We start from the raw sequence: 16,366 nt of genomic DNA on the forward strand, positions 1-16,366 counted from the left end.
TAGTAAAAATATGCTTCTGGGGAATTGCGAGCTTGCCGCCTTTCCGTGACCTGAACTATTTAGGGCACCTCCAATTGTATGAAACAAGAGTAGCCAAACGATGAGTCTGAACCTGGTAAGTGAGCAGTTGCTGTCTGCGAATGGCTTAAACCATCAAGATCTGTTTTCCATTCTTGGACAGCTGTCCGAGCGTCGACTCGACTATGGCGATCTCTATTTCCAGTCCAGTTATCACGAATCCTGGGTATTAGAAGACCGCATTATTAAAGACGGCTCGTACAACATTGACCAGGGTGTCGGTGTGCGTGCCGTGAGTGGGGAAAAGACCGGTTTCGCCTATGCGGACCAGATAAGCCTGCTGGCTCTTGAGCAAAGTGCTCATGCAGCCCGTAGCATCGTGCGTGAACAGGGCGATGGCCGTGCGCGTACCTTGGGTGCGGTACAGCACAGCGCGCTGTATACCAGCGCCGATCCTTTGCAGAGCATGACCCGTGAAGAAAAGCTCGACATCCTCAAGCGCGTTGATAGCGTGGCGCGAGCCGCGGACAAACGTGTTCAAGAAGTGACGGCGAGCCTGACCGGTGTCTATGAATTAATTCTGGTCGCGGCGACCGATGGCACCCTGGCGGCAGACGTTCGTCCGCTGGTGCGTCTGTCCGTCAGCGTACAGGTGGAAGAAGACGGCAAGCGCGAGCGAGGATCGAGCGGCGGCGGTGGCCGTTTTGGCTATGACTATTTCCTCGAAACCGTGGGCGGTGAAGTGCGTGCCGACGCCTGGGCGAAAGAAGCCGTGCGCATGGCCCTGATTACGCTTTCTGCCGTTGCGGCACCTGCCGGTATGTTCCCGGTGGTGCTAGGTGCAGGCTGGCCGGGCGTGCTGCTGCATGAAGCCGTGGGGCACGGTCTGGAAGGCGATTTTAACCGTCGTGGCACTTCCGTATTCAGCGGTCAGATGGGCCAGCTTGTCGCCTCTGAGCTGTGTACCGTGGTGGACGACGGCACGATGGCAAACCGCCGTGGTTCTGTTGCCATCGACGACGAAGGCGTACCGGGCCAGTACAATGTGTTGATCGAAAACGGCATTCTGAAAGGCTACATGCAGGACAAGCTGAATGCACGACTGATGGGCGTTGCGCCAACAGGTAACGGGCGTCGTGAATCTTACGCGCACCTGCCAATGCCGCGTATGACCAATACCTATATGCTTGCGGGGAAATCCACGCCGCAGGAAATCATCGAATCCGTCGAGTACGGCATCTATGCACCTAACTTCGGCGGCGGCCAGGTGGATATCACCTCCGGTAAGTTTGTCTTCTCTACTTCAGAAGCGTACCTCATCGAGAACGGTAAAGTGACCAAACCGGTGAAAGGCGCGACGCTGATTGGCTCGGGCATTGAAACCATGCAGCAAATCTCGATGGTCGGTAACGACCTGGCGCTGGATAACGGCGTCGGCGTCTGCGGCAAAGAGGGCCAGAGCCTGCCGGTTGGCGTAGGCCAGCCAACGCTTAAAGTCGATAACCTGACGGTTGGCGGCACCGCTTAAGCCTTAATCTACGGCCGGGGCTAGCCCCGGCTGTTTTCTGAACCTCTGCCATTCCTTTCCCGCATCCCCTGATACAGCTGCGCGACCTTCACAAAATACTCAGTCAGATAGTTAATGCACACCTGCACCTTCAGCGGCAGCTTATCCTTTTCGGTATACAGCGCGTACACCGGACGAGGATCGGACTGGTAGCGCGAGAATAAGATCTCCAGGTCGCCGCTGTTGATTTCATCGATCACCCACATGATCGGCACGTATGCGATCCCGGCACCGGCTTTCAGCCAGCGTGAGAGCGTCATGGGATCGTTAGTCACAAAGCGTCCCTGCGGGATGATCTTCGTCGGCAGACCTTCCGGTGCAATCAGCTCAAATTCATTATCGGGACGTACGCTATACTCCAGCCATGAATGATTAGCCAGGTCGGCCGGTTTTTCGGGCACGCCGTTTTGCTGGAGATAGGTTTTCGACGCGCAGATGACCATCGGCATCGACCCAAGCCGCTTCGAAAAGAGGCTGGAATCCTGAAGTGCGCCGACGCGGATCACTACGTCCAGGCCATCGGCAATCAGGTCGGGAGCTGGAATGCCTGTCACCAGATTCACCGTCAGCCCAGGATATTCTTTAAGCATCTCTGCTGTCATATTGGCGAGGACATTCTGTGCCATGGTTGAAGAGCTGCCAATGCGTAGTGTGCCGATTGGCGTATTGTTAAAAGCGTAAAGCTGCTCGTGTACTTCCTGCGCTTCATACAACATTTTACGGCAGCCAAGATAGTAAATTTTCCCGGCTTCGGTCAGGCCAATACTGCGGGTGCTGCGGTTCAGGAGCTTTACCTGAAGCTCGTCTTCAAGTTTCGAAACCGTCTGACTGATGGACGAAACGCTCATCTGTAATTGCCTTGCGGCGGCGGTAAACGAGCCGAGATCGACAACTTTGGCAAACACCGACATGCGTTTAAGTCTTTCCATTATTTACTCTGATTGTTCACTCTGGTTTAAAAGTGATTTAGATCACATATTATAGATAACAGGGTAACAGTTACGTTAATATATTATTATTAACACGACCCCTACCGCGTTCTCGCCTGCCGTTCCCGGCAACTCTTTCGCGGATTCACTATCAGGCGTCGTGTCGCAAGTACTATTCAGACAAGGTTAACATGACTTTATTTCCGGTTATCGTGGTATTCGGGCTGTCCTTTCCACCGATATTCTTTGAGCTGATTTTGTCGCTGGCCGCGTTCTGGCTGGTACGCAGGTTGCTGACCCCTACGGGCATCTATGATTTCGTCTGGCATCCGGCATTGTTCAATACAGCGCTTTACTGCTGCCTGTTCTGGCTCATCTCGCAGCTGTTCGTTTGAGGTTGATGTGAAAACACTTACAAGAAAAATAACCCGCACCGCCATCACGCTCATTCTTGTGCTGCTGGCTTTTATTGCCATATTCCGTGCCTGGGTGTTTTACACCGAATCACCCTGGACGCGTGACGCCCGCTTTACTGCGGATGTTGTCGCCATCGCCCCGGACGTCTCAGGCCTGATCACTGCCGTTCCGGTTCATGACAACCAGCTCGTGAAGAAAGATCAGGTGCTATTCACCATCGATCAGCCACGGTATCAGAAAGCGCTGGAAGAGGCCGAAGCTGATGTTGCCTACTACAAAGCGTTAGCCAGTGAAAAGCGGCGCGAGGCAGGACGTCGTAACCAGCTCGGCACCCAGGCTATGTCTCGTGAAGAGATTGACCAGTCCAATAACCTGCTGCAAACAGTGCTGCACCAGCTTGCAAAGTCTGAAGCCACGCGTGACCTGGCGCAGCTGGATCTGCAACGTACCGTCATTCGTGCTCCGGCAGATGGCTGGGTGACCAACCTTAATGTGCACGGTGGGGAATTTATTACCCGTGGCTCTACGGCTGTGGCGCTGGTGAAGCAGCACACCTTCTACATTCTTGCCTATATGGAAGAAACCAAGCTCGAGGGCATTCGTCCGGGTTATCGCGTGCAGATCACCCCGCTTGGCAGCAACCGCGTGCTGCGCGGTACGGTTGACAGTATTTCCGCAGGCGTCACCAATGCCAGCAGTACCAGTGACTCAAAAGGCCTGGCTACGGTTGACTCCAATCTGGAATGGGTTCGTCTGGCGCAGCGCGTGCCGGTGCGTATTCGTCTCGATCAGCAGCGGGGCAACCTTTTCCCGGCGGGGACCACGGCAACGGTTGTTGTCACCGGTGAAAAAGACCGGGATATCAGCCAGGATTCCGTATTTATCAAGTTCATGCATCGTCTGCGTGAATTTGGTTAAGCGCGGCTGATATGTACTCCATCTCACCCTTTCACCTACGCTTCGCCTTCAAGCTGGCGTTTGCCATCGTGCTGGCGCTGTTTGTTGGCTTTCACTTTGAGCTCGAAACGCCGCGCTGGGCGGTCTTAACTGCCGCCATCGTTGCGGCTGGCCCGGCATTTGCCGCGGGTGGCGAGCCATACTCCGGCGCGATACGCTACCGCGGTATGCTCCGCATCATAGGTACCTTTATCGGCTGTATCGCGGCGCTGGTTATTATCACGACCCTGATCCGCGCGCCGATCGTTATGCTGCTGGTCTGCTGCGTCTGGGCAGGGTTCTGCACCTGGGTCTCCTCGCTGGTGAAGGTCGAGAACTCCTACGCATGGGGCCTGTCGGGTTATACGGCGCTGATTATTATCGTCACCATTCAGGCAGACCCGGTTACGGCCCCGCAGTTTGCCGTCGAGCGCTGTAGCGAAATCGTTATCGGTATCGTCTGCGCCATCCTTGCTGACTTGCTCTTCTCCCCGCGCTCCATCAAGCAGGAAATCGACCGCGAGCTGGACAACGTGCTGGTGGATCAATATCGCCTGATGCAGCTTTGTATCGCCCACGGTGAAAAAGAAGAGGTCGATAAATCCTGGGCAAACCTGGTGCGGCGTACCACCGCACTGGAGGGCATGCGTGCGAACCTGAAAATTGAATCCTCACGCTGGGGGTTGGCAAACCGTCGCCTGAAAGCCATCAATACGCTCTCTCTGACGCTGATTACCCAGGCTGGCGAAACCTACCTGATTCAGAACACACGTCCGGAATTCGTCACGCCGGAATTTAAAATGCTGTTCGAGATGCCGGTTGAGACGGCCGCCGACGTTCACAAGCAATTGAAAATTCTGAGGAGATTCATCTCATCCAGCGGTGAAAAACATACCCCCGTTACTATCAGTAGCTGGGTTGGGGCCGCTACGCGTTTCCTGCTGCTGAAGCGGGGCGTTGCCAGCAACACCAGGATCAGTGCCGTAGAAGAAGAAATCCTCAGCGGTGAAACCGTTGTTAAGGTGCAGTCCGCCGAGCGGCATCATGCGATGATTAACTTCTGGCGCACAACGATATCCTGTGGCCTGGGAAGCCTGTTCTGGCTGTGGACCGGCTGGACTTCCGGCAGCGGGGCGATGGTGATGATTGCGGTGGTTACCTCACTTGCCATGCGCCTGCCAAACCCTCGTATGGTCTCGCTGGATTTTCTTTACGGTATGCTGGTGGCTCTGCCGCTGGGGGCGCTCTATTTTCTGGTTATCATTCCCTCAACCCAGCAAAGCATGCTGCTGCTGTGTATCAGTCTTGCGCTGCTCGGCTTTTTCATTGGTATCGAAGTGCAAAAACGGCGCCTGGGTTCAATGGGAGCACTTGCCGGGACGATTAACGTCATCGTGCTGGATAACCCGATGACATTCCACTTCAGCTCCTTCCTGGACAGCGCGCTGGGGCAGATTGTCGGCTGTTTCCTGGCCATGATGGTGATACTGTTGGTGCGGGACAACTCGAAAGAGCGTACCGGGCGCATGCTGCTCAACCAGTTTGTTTCGGCCGCCGTTTCGGCGCTGACTACCAATAAAGCGCGCCGTAAAGAAAATCACCTGCCCGCACTTTATCAGCAGCTCTACCTGCTGCTGAATCTGTTTCCGGGCGACATTGCACGTTACCGGCTGGCGCTGATCCTCATTATTGCGCACCAGCGGCTGCGCGATGCTCCGATACCGATCAATGCCGATCTCTCTGCATTTCACCGGCAGCTTCGTAATACGGCTGACAAAGTGATCTCGGCTTCAAACGATGACAAACGGCGTAAATATTTCCAGCAGCTGCTCGGCGAGCTGGAGGTTTACCAGGAAAAGCTCAAGGTCTGGGAAGCACCGCTTCAGGTGACCGAGCCGGTCAAACGGCTTGCCGACGTTCTGCATCGCTATCAACATGCGCTGATTGATGCTTAGTCTGAGTTCCCGAGCCGACGCCCTGCGTCGGCTTTAAAAGGGTTAATAAGCGTCTGGAAATGCCATACGAAAAGATGACGCTATTAAAATAAACAAAAAAATCAATTTATTGATTTTCAGCTTTAATTCACAAAGAAGGAAAAACCACGCTTTTTACTTCTTTGTCAGCAAACTTAGCCGACGCCCTGCGTCGGCTTTTTTGTATCTATACTTACCTGATGTGCTTTTTAAAAGAGGAGAAAATTATGACAAATCAGGCACTCCAGGACAGTGAACTATTCAACACCGGATATCTGGTCAACGGCGAATGGCGCAAACTTGATAAGACCTTTGACGTGATCAACCCTGCGACCGGCGAGACCATTGCGCAGGTTGCCAAAGCGGGTAAGAAAGAAACCGAACAGGCCATTGCTGCGGCCACGAAAGCTTTCCCTTCCTGGCGCGCGAAAACCGCCAAAGAACGTTCAACCATCCTCTATCGCTGGTATCAGCTGATGATCGAAAACAAGAGCTGGCTTGGGCGTTTAATGACGACCGAGCAGGGCAAGCCGCTAAAAGAAGCCGAGGGAGAGGTGGAATACGCCGCAAGCTTTATCCAGTGGTTCGCTGAACAGGCCAAGCGTGCGAACGGCGAAATTATCCCGCCCGCTAAGCCTGGCTCCCGCATTCTTGCCACCCGCGAACCTATCGGCGTGGTTGCTGCTATCACCCCCTGGAACTTTCCGATGGCGATGCTGACCCGCAAGCTGGGGCCTGCTCTGGCAGCGGGCTGTACTGGCGTAATCAAACCGGCTAATAACACGCCTCTGTCCGCTTTTGCCCTGCTGACGCTGGCGAAAAAAGCTGGCGTCCCGGACGGTGTGCTGAATGCCGTTGCCGGTAACACGCAGGAAATCAGTGACGCCATTATGGCAAGTCGCGATGTTCGCAAAATCTCCTTCACGGGTTCCACGGCGGTAGGTAAAACGCTGGTACGTAACGCGGCTGAAACCATGAAAAAAGTGTCTATGGAGCTGGGTGGCAACGCGCCATATATCGTCTTCGACGATGCGGATATCGACGAAGCCGTGAAAGGAGCCATCGCCAATAAGTTCCGTAATGCGGGCCAGGTTTGCGTCAGCGTAAACCGGTTCTTTATCCAGGAAGGGGTGTATGACGAATTCGTCAGTAAACTGGCGGATGCGGTTAAAACGCTGAAAGTCGGAAACGGTCTTGAAGAGGGCGTTATCGTTGGGCCGCTGATTGAAAAATCTGCCGTCGACAAGGTGCGAGAGCATGTCGAAGATGCGCTGGAGAAAGGCGGCAAGGCGCTGGTGGGCGGTAAAAGCCACCAGCTGGGCGGCAACTTCTGGCAGCCTACGGTAATTGTTAACGCCAGCGATGACATGAAGCTGGCGCAGGAGGAGACGTTCGGCCCGCTGGCCGCATGCTTCAGCTTTAAGACGGAAGAAGAGGTCATTGAGCGCGCCAACAATACCCCATTTGGCCTGGCGGCATACTTCTATACTCAGGATCTTAAGCGCGTTTTCCGCGTTTCGCAGGCGCTGGAAAGCGGCATGATTGGGATTAACGAATGCGCGGTGTCAACGGAGCTTGGGCCGTTTGGCGGCGTAAAAGAATCTGGTCTTGGCCGGGAAGGTTCGGTGCTGGGGCTGGATGAGTTTCTGGAAGTGAAAACCCTGCATATTGGCGGACTGTGAGTGTTGATATGCGGAGCGTGTTCCGGCGGGGTGACAGGAGATGAAAAAATATACCTTTGATTTTAGCCAGATAGAGGACCAGCCAGCATTCTATCGCCGCTTTATCCAGACTTTTGCGCTGGAGAAAAAACAGGTTCGCGATCTGGACAGCCTTTGGGATGTAGTAATTGGAGGACGTCTGCCGCTCCCGGCGGAAATCGAATTTGTTAACCTACCGGAGATGCAAAGACGCCGCTATGGCGCGCTGATTCTGCTGTTTGATGAGGCAGAGGAGGAACTGGAGGGCCAGCTACGCTTCAACGTACAGGCATAAAAAAGCCCCCGCGAGCGGGGGCAAAGTCGTCGGACGTGACGACGAGGGTTTATTTGTACAGCTCAGCCGTTGCGTGGCGGGTATCGCCAGAACGGGCTTCGGTAATGCGATACGCTGAAGCCCCTTTTTCAGTCGCTTTTTGCGACAGCTCCTGACGCATATCCATCGGCGCACTGCCAACCTGGCTGACAGAAATGCTCCCCATAGACTGCATGCCCTGAGCCTGTTCGCTGGAGATTTGCTGCGCTGCTGCGCTGGCACCGAAAGAGAGCACGGAAAGAAGGCTGACGGCTGCGATGGTTAATGTGGTTTTCATGATGTCTACTCCTGAATAAGGTTCACGACGGCCGGAAGGGCTATACGGCTTTTATTGTTCTTGGGGCCGTCGACTGTTGATTTCATTTACTCGTTTATTACTGGTCTGGCTTATAACGCTGCGGGTTTATTTATACAGCTCAGCCGTTGCGTGCCACTGGTCGCCAGAGCGCGCTTCGATGATGCGGTAGGAAGAAGCCCCTTCCTGCTCGGCTTTTTGCTCCAGCTTTTGGTGCATATCCATTGGCGAGCTGGCGATACCGCTGATGGAAACGGTGCCTACCGGCTGAAGGTTTTGAGCCTGTTCAGCGTTAACGGATGTGGCGGCGAAAGCGCCGAATGACAGCATTGAAAGCAGGCCTGCAGCTAATAAAGTGTTTTTCATGTTCATGATTTTTTTCCTCGTCGTATTCTTTTGTTGGGGTCCTTGTTTCGTGACCCTCATCACAAAATCAAGTATACACTAGTAACGTGGAAAATTAATACCATGCTAACAATTCCCAATGAAACTTTACGTTAACAGAAGCTTTTTTTATTACCTCTGGTTATTAAAACGGCGTTTTTATCGCCAATAAAATGTTAAATATAAGTAAAATCATAAGGATGGATGGCTTTGATAATTTGTGCGGTATTAAACATAGCCTACAATTTTTAGAGGAAATTATTATGGCAAGGAAGGGGGAGGCAGTTTTCCAACGGGGAAGAGAATAAAGAAGGCGGCGGACCGTGGGGGGAGGCCCACCATAGAGAGCGGGCCAGCGAGGAGGCTAAAGTTCCTGTTCGAACAGCGCCAGAATCGCTTCGTAAAGCTCTTTGACCGTGAAGTCATTGGCAGGCGTCGTGAAGATTGTGTCATCCCCCGCGATGGTGCCAAGAATGCCTTCTGCTTTACCTAGTGAGTCCAGAAGACGTGCAATCAATTGCGCGGCGCCAGGGCTCGTGTGGATAACGACAACGGCATCGTTATAGTCGATATCCAGCACCAGGTTTTTCAGCGGGCTGGAGGTTGTCGGCACGCCAAGTTCAGCAGGAAGGCAGTAAACCATTTCCATTTTCGCGTTGCGGGTGCGCACCGCACCGAACTTGGTCAGCATACGGGAAACTTTGGACTGGTTGATATTTTCAAAGCCATCGTTCTGCAGCGCATGAACAATTTCACCCTGCGAGCTGAATTTTTCTTCTTTTAAAAGCGCCTTAAAGGCCTTGATCAGTTCTTCTTGTTTTGAGGAATTACGCATGAATCACCTTGAGGCAGGGAAACGAATAACATTACTATGCATTTAATTGCATTTTTATGCAAATGCGAGCTAAAAATTAAGCCTGAATTAATGTTATGTAAGAGGCGGATTTTATCAAATTTCGTTATCCAGGAACATGCCTGTGTCACGACTCGGAAATAAGCCGCAAAGTGAATTAAATGTTATCAAAATGATGTTGTTTTGATGCATCGCTAAGGTGTAATGTAACCGCCGTTGATGTGACAACATCAGGTTGTGACCGGGCGCTCAGGCGTCGTTCCACCCGGCGAGTAAATGCAGCAGTAACGTTCGAGGAATGCGTAACGTCGCACTCTGAGGGCGGGAAGATTGTAATTACCCCCTCTCTGGATTATGGTCGCCACCGCATGGAGTTACGGCACGTATTTGCTAACCATAATAAGGAGTTTAGGATGAAAGTTGCAGTCCTCGGCGCGGCAGGCGGTATCGGCCAGGCGCTTGCCCTTCTACTCAAGACCCAACTGCCTTCAGGTTCAGAACTCTCACTGTATGACATCGCACCGGTTACCCCAGGGGTAGCGGTTGACCTCAGTCATATCCCTACAGATGTAAAAATTAAAGGTTTCAGCGGCGAAGACGCTACCCCGGCACTGGTTGGTGCTGACGTGGTGCTGATCTCCGCAGGCGTGGCTCGTAAACCAGGTATGGATCGCTCTGACCTGTTTAACGTCAACGCCGGTATCGTGAAAAACCTCATCGAGCAGGTTGCGAAAACCTGTCCGAAAGCCTGCATCGGTATCATCACTAATCCGGTGAACACCACCGTTGCTATCGCTGCTGAAGTGCTGAAAAAAGCAGGTGTATACGACAAGAACAAACTGTTTGGCGTGACCACGCTGGACATCATCCGCTCCAACACCTTTGTGGGCGAGCTGAAGGGCAAAAAGCCAACCGAGATCGAAGTCCCGGTGATTGGCGGCCACTCAGGCGTCACTATTCTGCCGCTGCTGTCCCAGATCCCTGGCGTCAGCTTCACCGAGCAGGAAGTTGCCGATCTGACCAAACGTATTCAGAACGCCGGCACCGAAGTCGTTGAAGCGAAAGCCGGCGGCGGGTCCGCCACGCTGTCTATGGGCCAGGCCGCAGCACGCTTTGGTCTGTCGCTGGTACGTGCGCTGCAGGGCGAAAGCAATGTAGTTGAGTGTGCTTATGTGGAAGGCAACGGCGAGCACGCTCGTTTCTTCTCTCAGCCGCTGCTGCTGGGTAAAAACGGCATTGCCGAACATAAATCCTACGGCAAACTGAGTGCTTTCGAGCATCAGGCGTTGGAAGGCATGCTGGACACGCTGAAGAAAGACATCACCCTGGGCGAAGAATTCGTTAACAAGTGATCGTCTAAGTGATAAAAAAAAACCGGAACATCAGTTCCGGTTTTTTTATGCCTGAAGATTCTTAGCCTCCCGCGGGATACTCCTGGATAGTGACCTGCAGCGTGAGCTTTTTGTCTTCGCGCATCACTTCTACCGGGATCACTGAGCCTGGGCGAATCTCTGCAACCTGGTCCATCGTCTCCAGCGCCGAAATGGCTGGCTTATTGTTCACGGAGACAATCACGTCATTCACCTGAATACCCGCTTTTGCCGCCGGGCCGTCCGGTGACACTTCGTTAACGATAATGCCCTGAATCTGATCGATACCCGTTGCCGGGCCGTGCAGAGGTGTGATCTCACGCCCGCCGATACCGATAAAACCACGGATCACGCGACCATCGCGGATCAGCTTATCCATAATTTTTGTCGCCAGCTGGGTTGGGATAGCGAAGCCGATCCCTTCCGGCGTTTCACCGTCGTTGCTCTTATCAAAGGAGAGGGTGTTGATCCCCATCAGCTCACCCAGCGAGTTCACCAGCGCGCCGCCGGAGTTGCCGTGGTTGATAGAAGCATCGGTTTGCAGGAAAGACTGGCGTCCGGATGGGCTAAGGCCAATACGGCCCGTGGCGCTGATAATACCCTGAGTAATCGTCTGGCCCAGGTTATAGGGGTTACCAATAGCCATGACCACGTCGCCAATGTGCGGCTGACGCTTGCTATTGATAGGGATGATAGGCAGGCCGGTGGCGTTAATTTTTAATACGGCTAAATCAGTGAGGTTATCCGAGCCGACCAGCAGGGCTTCGAAGACCCTGCCATCCTGTAAGGCAACGATGATCTGTTCCGCATCGTTGATCACGTGCTTGTTGGTAATGATGTAACCGCGGTCATCCATGATCACGCCTGAACCGAGAGTTTTAATCTCCAGCTGGTTCTGGGCATTGCTTCCCACGCTGCGGTTATAGACGTTCACTACGGCAGGCGCAGCCCGGCGCACCGCGATGTTATAGCTCAGCGGTGTTTCGTCGGCACTGTCAAACTTGGATGGCGCGAGCGGGGCGATCTTCTGGCGCAGCGAAGGTAGCGAAACCAACAGTATTGCTGCCACAACCAACCCGATCGCCACCGATCGTAAAATCTTCAGAAACATGGGTTTAATTTAATCAGTGAGAAAACGAACGCAGAATAACATGAGTTAATCGGACATCGTACTCGCGATGCCCGATTACCGGACAAAATTAATGCAATAACAAATAGAGGCTGTCTTCGCCGCGCACCACCTGCAGGGCGATGACCGGCGGCTTGGATTCCAGCACCTTGCGCATTTCGGCGATGGTGCGGATCCGCTCACGGTTGATGCCGATGATCACATCATCTTTATGCAGGCCGACCTGGGCGGCTGGCGTCCCTTTTTCTACGCTGTCGAGCCTCACGCCCTTAGCGCCGTCTTTCAGCTGCCCATCACTGAGTGATGCCCCCTGTAGCGCAGGTGCAATCAGCTCTGCGTTGGCCGATGACGCGGTACTCTTATCCAGCGTAACGCTGACTTCCAGCGGTTTGCCCTCACGCAGCAGGCCGAGCTTCACGACCGTGCCAGGTTCTGTGGTGGCGATTTTGGCCCGTAGCTCTGCGAAGCTGTTAAGTGGATTACCGTTAAGGCTGGTAATCACGTCGCCCGCTTTCACGCCCGCCTTCGCCGAGCCTGATTGCGGCAGTACTTCGCTGACAAATGCCCCGCGCTGGGTGGAAAGTTTGAACGCTTTGGCTATATCCGCGTTCATTTCCATGCCTTTAATGCCCAACAGGCCGCGTTTGATTTCACCAAACTCCATCAGCTGTTTTGCGAGCGTCTGGGCCATATTGCTGGGAATAGCAAAACCGATACCAACGCTGCCGCCCCCTTGCGCGAGAATGGCGGTGTTTATGCCAATTAGCTCGCCGTTGAGATTAAGCAGCGCGCCGCCGGAGTTACCCCGGTTGATGGAGGCATCGGTCTGAATGAAGTTTTCCAGCCCTTCCAGGTTCAGCCCGCTGCGGCCCAGGGCCGAAACGATACCTGATGTTGCGGTCTGCCCAAGCCCGAACGGGTTGCCGACCGCAACGGCAAAGTCGCCCACGCGGAGTTTATCGGAGTCAGCAACGGCGATCTGTGTAAGCCCTGTCGCATTCTGCAGCTGGATTAACGCGATATCACTCTGGTCGTCGCCACCGATCAGTTTAGCGTCGAACTCGCGGCCATCATTTAGCTGTACGCTGATTTTTTCCGCGTGGCTAATCACGTGGTTATTGGTCAATACGTAACCTTTCTCCGCGTTGATGATTACGCCGGAGCCCAGCCCTTCAAAAGGCTGCGCTCCGGAAGGCGGTAGATCGTCGCCAAAATATTTCTTTAACTCTTCCGGGACTTTCTGAGTTGGCGCGGCAGCCGTACCTTCAACCTGTACGCTAACCACTGCAGGCAGCACTTTTGCAAGCATTGGCGCAAGGCTTGGCAGCGCCGGTTGTCCAGGTACCTGTGAAGGGATAGAGGCAACAGCAAGGGGCGACGCGCCCAGAGCTAACCCGACACTTAATGCTAATGCACTCAATAACCGTGTTTGTTTCTTCATTGATGGCTTGCTCTCGTGGCCTGGATAAAGGTAAACCCGATAACGCTCGATGTTATTGAAATATCAGCCGGGTAACAATGTCGCTGTTATAGCGTGGAGATACTTAAATGATAGCTGGGGAGAAGGGAGATTTGGGGCATGACGCCATGCCCCTGCAAAAAAATCTTCTAACTGTGATTAATCGCGTTTGGCGCGCTCGGTACGGAGCAAACCAGATGCACCGTCTGAGTAGTCACGCGGCATCTGCACCGGCGCCTGATCGTTGCTGGCTTCAGATTCAGCCAGACGGTTGCGGAACGGGTTGGCTTCCGCAGAAAGCTCAGGCAGCAGGCTGCTGGAGCTCTTCGCCATGTGCTGATAAAGCTGACGATAGTCGTGCGCCATATTGTCGAGCAGCTCTGCGCTATGGGCAAAGTGGCTGACCAGCTCCTCACGGTAATCCTCAAGCTCCGCTTTGTTTTTCTCCAGCTCGTACTGCATTGCCTGCTGCTGGCGAAGTTTGCGGTTGCCAAATCGCATGGCGACGGCACCGATAATAATACCGACAACTAACCCAATTAGCGCATATTCCCAGGTCATGAACTTCTCCCGTTATCTTGTGAATCCGTAAGGGCAATGTAGCCACTATAACCGCTAACCTAAGAGAAGTGGAATCCTGACGCAGCATCGCTTAGGGTAGAACGACCTTTTTTTTGCCATCCGTCCATCAAAACACCTGCAAACGGCAATAAGATTATTAAGGGAAGAACATAATACCATGCAAAATCACTCCCCTGCATCGCGCTACCAACAGGCCCTCACCGAAGGAAGCCATCAACCTGACGACGTCCAGCGCGAAGCGGTCACCCGCCTTGATGCCATCTATCAGGAGTTGAGAAGTAAATGTTCCGAAACAGCACCGGCCGGCGGGATTATGGCCAAATTTGGCAGGCTGTTAGGCAAACGGGCGGCGGCTGGTAGCGGTGAACCGGTACGTGGCCTGTATATGTGGGGAGGAGTGGGGCGAGGAAAAACCTGGCTGATGGATATGTTTTTCCAGAGCCTGCCGGGCGAACGCAAACTGCGCCTGCATTTCCATCGCTTTATGCTTCGGGTCCACGAAGAGCTGACCCAGCTGCAGGGCCAGCCCGACCCGCTGGAAATTGTTGCCGATGGATTTAAGGCCGAAGCGGATGTACTGTGCTTCGATGAGTTTTTTGTCACGGATATTACCGATGCCATGCTGCTCGGTACATTAATGAAAGCGCTCTTTGCCCGCGGTATTACGCTGGTCGCAACGTCGAACATTCCGCCTAATGAGCTTTACCGCAACGGATTACAGCGCGCGCGGTTTATCCCGGCTATCGAAGCGCTAAAGAGTCATTGCGACGTGTTGAATGTGGATGCGGGCATTGATTATCGCCTCCGCACCCTCACCCAGGCGCATCTTTGGCTCTCTCCGCTGGATGAAGCAACAGCCTCGCAAATGGAACAGCTTTACACCGCGCTTGCTGGTGTACCACGAGCAGGGGAACCCGTGCTGGAAGTTAACCATCGTCCGCTCCAGACGCTGGGCACGGCTAACCAGACGTTGGCCGTTGACTACAAAACGCTGTGTGTAGATGCCCGTAGCCAGCACGACTATATTGCCCTGTCGCGCCTTTTCCATACCGTTTTACTGTCTAACGTCCCGGTGATGACGGTCACTTCGGAAAACGAAGCCCGGCGCTTCATCGCGCTGGTGGATGAGTTTTATGAACGCCACGTCAAGCTGGTGGTTTCAGCGCAGACAGAATTATTTAATATTTATCAAGGTGAAAGGCTCAAGTTTGAATTCCAGCGCTGCCTTTCCCGACTGCAGGAAATGCAAAGCGAGGAGTATTTACGCCTGCCGCACATGCCATAAGGCAGATAATGTGGATTGAGTCATAAAAAGGGTCGACCTTTGAAGGTGACTTCTCTATAATCTTGCGACCCCACGTTACAACCAAAGTTTTTTTCCCAAAACTTTTGTCGTGCCGGCATAGGCTATTCGAAGGGGTAGGTTTGCTGGACAATGTCGCGTGAACCTCAACTGATTTTAAACGTTTGGGTGTTCACCAACGTGTAACTATATATTGGGTAAGCTTTTAATGAAAACTTTTACAGCTAAACCAGAAACCGTACAGCGCGACTGGTATGTTGTTGACGCTGAAGGTAAGACCTTAGGTCGCCTGGCTACTGAACTGGCTCGCCGTCTGCGCGGTAAGCACAAAGCGGAATACACTCCGCACGTTGATACTGGTGATTACATCATCGTTCTGAACGCAGAAAAAGTTGCTGTAACCGGCAACAAGCGTACTGACAAAGTGTATTACCATCACACCGGCCACATCGGTGGTATCAAACAAGCGACCTTTGAAGAGATGATTGCCCGCCGTCCTGAGCGTGTGATTGAAATCGCGGTTAAAGGCATGCTGCCAAAGGGCCCGCTGGGTCGTGCTATGTTCCGTAAACTGAAAGTTTACGCGGGCACCGAGCACAACCACGCGGCACAGCAACCGCAAGTTCTGGACATTTAATCGGGATTATAGGCAATGGCTGAAAATCAATACTACGGCACTGGTCGCCGCAAAAGCTCCGCAGCTCGCGTGTTTATCAAACCGGGCAGCGGCAAAATCGTTATCAACCAACGTTCTCTGGAACAGTACTTCGGTCGTGAAACTGCCCGCATGGTAGTTCGTCAGCCGCTGGAACTGGTTGATATGGTTGAGAAATTCGATCTGTACATCACTGTTAAAGGTGGTGGTTCTTCCGGTCAGGCTGGTGCGATCCGTCACGGTATCACACGCGCTCTGATGGAGTACGACGAGTCCCTGCGTGGCGAACTGCGTAAAGCTGGCTTCGTTACTCGTGATGCTCGTGAAGTTGAACGTAAGAAAGTCGGCCTGCGTAAAGCACGTCGTCGTCCTCAGTTCTCCAAGCGTTAATTGTTCTCTGCTTACGCAGAAAGGCAATTGGCAAAAACCCGGTCCAGTACCGGGTTTTTTTATGTCTGAAAT

General features: G+C 53.3%; 17 protein-coding genes. 10 read left to right on the forward strand and 7 right to left on the reverse strand.

What is annotated here, in order from left to right:
- Positions 1 to 100: 100 nt before the first annotated feature.
- On the forward strand, positions 101 to 1,546 hold the full coding sequence (gene tldD, locus ACA108_02125; GenBank protein ID XEX96363.1) for a metalloprotease TldD: 1,446 nt from the start codon (positions 101 to 103) through the stop codon (positions 1,544 to 1,546).
- Between the two features lie 20 nt (positions 1,547 to 1,566).
- On the opposite strand, the gene aaeR is transcribed toward tldD, so the two are convergent.
- The gene (gene aaeR, locus ACA108_02130) at positions 1,567 to 2,514 is read right to left on the reverse strand and encodes an HTH-type transcriptional activator AaeR (GenBank protein XEX96364.1); all 948 of its coding nucleotides are present in this window, start codon (positions 2,512 to 2,514) and stop codon (positions 1,567 to 1,569) included.
- 191 nt (positions 2,515 to 2,705) lie between these two features.
- On the opposite strand from aaeR, the gene aaeX reads away from it, so the two are divergent.
- The 5 genes from aaeX (at position 2,706) to ACA108_02155 (ending at position 7,835) form a co-directional block, all read left to right on the forward strand.
- Positions 2,706 to 2,909 (forward strand): p-hydroxybenzoic acid efflux pump operon protein AaeX, encoded by a 204-nt coding sequence (gene aaeX / locus ACA108_02135; GenBank protein XEX96365.1) that lies wholly within the window; start codon positions 2,706 to 2,708, stop codon positions 2,907 to 2,909.
- Between the two features lie 7 nt (positions 2,910 to 2,916).
- On the forward strand, positions 2,917 to 3,849 hold the full coding sequence (gene aaeA / locus ACA108_02140) for a p-hydroxybenzoic acid efflux pump subunit AaeA (GenBank protein XEX96366.1): 933 nt from the start codon (positions 2,917 to 2,919) through the stop codon (positions 3,847 to 3,849).
- An 11-nt stretch (positions 3,850 to 3,860) separates the two neighbouring features.
- Positions 3,861 to 5,822 carry a p-hydroxybenzoic acid efflux pump subunit AaeB gene (gene aaeB, locus ACA108_02145; protein XEX96367.1) on the forward strand — a complete coding sequence of 654 codons (1,962 nt, stop codon included), beginning with the start codon at positions 3,861 to 3,863 and terminating at the stop codon, positions 5,820 to 5,822.
- 245 nt (positions 5,823 to 6,067) lie between these two features.
- Positions 6,068 to 7,522: an NAD-dependent succinate-semialdehyde dehydrogenase gene (locus ACA108_02150; GenBank protein XEX96368.1), complete on the forward strand. Its 1,455-nt coding sequence runs from the start codon at positions 6,068 to 6,070 to the stop codon at positions 7,520 to 7,522.
- Between the two features lie 40 nt (positions 7,523 to 7,562).
- Positions 7,563 to 7,835 carry a hypothetical protein gene (locus tag ACA108_02155; protein XEX96369.1) on the forward strand — a complete coding sequence of 91 codons (273 nt, stop codon included), beginning with the start codon at positions 7,563 to 7,565 and terminating at the stop codon, positions 7,833 to 7,835.
- A 49-nt stretch (positions 7,836 to 7,884) separates the two neighbouring features.
- Here the strand turns inward: ACA108_02155 and yhcN (ACA108_02160) are convergent, their stop codons facing one another.
- From yhcN (ACA108_02160) to argR, 3 genes are all read right to left on the reverse strand, one after another.
- Positions 7,885 to 8,151 (reverse strand): peroxide/acid stress response protein YhcN, encoded by a 267-nt coding sequence (gene yhcN / locus ACA108_02160; GenBank protein ID XEX96370.1) that lies wholly within the window; start codon positions 8,149 to 8,151, stop codon positions 7,885 to 7,887.
- A 126-nt stretch (positions 8,152 to 8,277) separates the two neighbouring features.
- The gene (yhcN, locus tag ACA108_02165; protein XEX96371.1) at positions 8,278 to 8,541 is read right to left on the reverse strand and encodes a peroxide/acid stress response protein YhcN; all 264 of its coding nucleotides are present in this window, start codon (positions 8,539 to 8,541) and stop codon (positions 8,278 to 8,280) included.
- A gap of 376 nt (positions 8,542 to 8,917) precedes the next feature.
- Positions 8,918 to 9,388, reverse strand: coding sequence for a transcriptional regulator ArgR (gene argR / locus ACA108_02170; GenBank protein XEX96372.1), 471 nt, complete (start codon positions 9,386 to 9,388; stop codon positions 8,918 to 8,920).
- A gap of 431 nt (positions 9,389 to 9,819) precedes the next feature.
- Between argR and mdh the strand changes: the two genes are divergently transcribed.
- A complete protein-coding gene (mdh, locus tag ACA108_02175; protein ID XEX96373.1) occupies positions 9,820 to 10,758 on the forward strand; it encodes a malate dehydrogenase in 939 nt (312 codons plus the stop codon).
- Positions 10,759 to 10,819: 61 nt separating this feature from the next.
- Here the strand turns inward: mdh and degS are convergent, their stop codons facing one another.
- From degS to zapG, 3 genes are all read right to left on the reverse strand, one after another.
- Entirely contained in the window at positions 10,820 to 11,887 is a 1,068-nt protein-coding gene (degS, locus tag ACA108_02180) for an outer membrane-stress sensor serine endopeptidase DegS (protein ID XEX96374.1), read from the reverse strand.
- A gap of 88 nt (positions 11,888 to 11,975) precedes the next feature.
- Complete coding sequence (gene degQ, locus ACA108_02185; GenBank protein XEX96375.1) at positions 11,976 to 13,346, reverse strand: serine endoprotease DegQ; 1,371 nt, start codon at positions 13,344 to 13,346, stop codon at positions 11,976 to 11,978.
- Positions 13,347 to 13,523: 177 nt separating this feature from the next.
- Positions 13,524 to 13,925, reverse strand: coding sequence for a Z-ring associated protein ZapG (gene zapG / locus ACA108_02190; GenBank protein ID XEX96376.1), 402 nt, complete (start codon positions 13,923 to 13,925; stop codon positions 13,524 to 13,526).
- A gap of 178 nt (positions 13,926 to 14,103) precedes the next feature.
- Here zapG and zapE point away from each other — a divergent pair, with 178 nt between their 5' ends.
- The 3 genes from zapE to rpsI all read left to right on the forward strand — a co-directional run bounded on the left by zapE (position 14,104) and on the right by rpsI (position 16,294).
- Positions 14,104 to 15,231 (forward strand): cell division protein ZapE, encoded by a 1,128-nt coding sequence (zapE, locus tag ACA108_02195; protein XEX96377.1) that lies wholly within the window; start codon positions 14,104 to 14,106, stop codon positions 15,229 to 15,231.
- 226 nt (positions 15,232 to 15,457) lie between these two features.
- The gene (rplM, locus tag ACA108_02200; protein ID XEX96378.1) at positions 15,458 to 15,886 is read left to right on the forward strand and encodes a 50S ribosomal protein L13; all 429 of its coding nucleotides are present in this window, start codon (positions 15,458 to 15,460) and stop codon (positions 15,884 to 15,886) included.
- Positions 15,887 to 15,901: 15 nt separating this feature from the next.
- The gene (gene rpsI, locus ACA108_02205; protein ID XEX96379.1) at positions 15,902 to 16,294 is read left to right on the forward strand and encodes a 30S ribosomal protein S9; all 393 of its coding nucleotides are present in this window, start codon (positions 15,902 to 15,904) and stop codon (positions 16,292 to 16,294) included.
- The last annotated feature ends 72 nt before the right edge of the window (positions 16,295 to 16,366 follow it).

Origin of the sequence: Dryocola sp. LX212, assembly GCA_041504365.1 — a bacterium.
GTDB lineage: Bacteria > Pseudomonadota > Gammaproteobacteria > Enterobacterales > Enterobacteriaceae > Dryocola.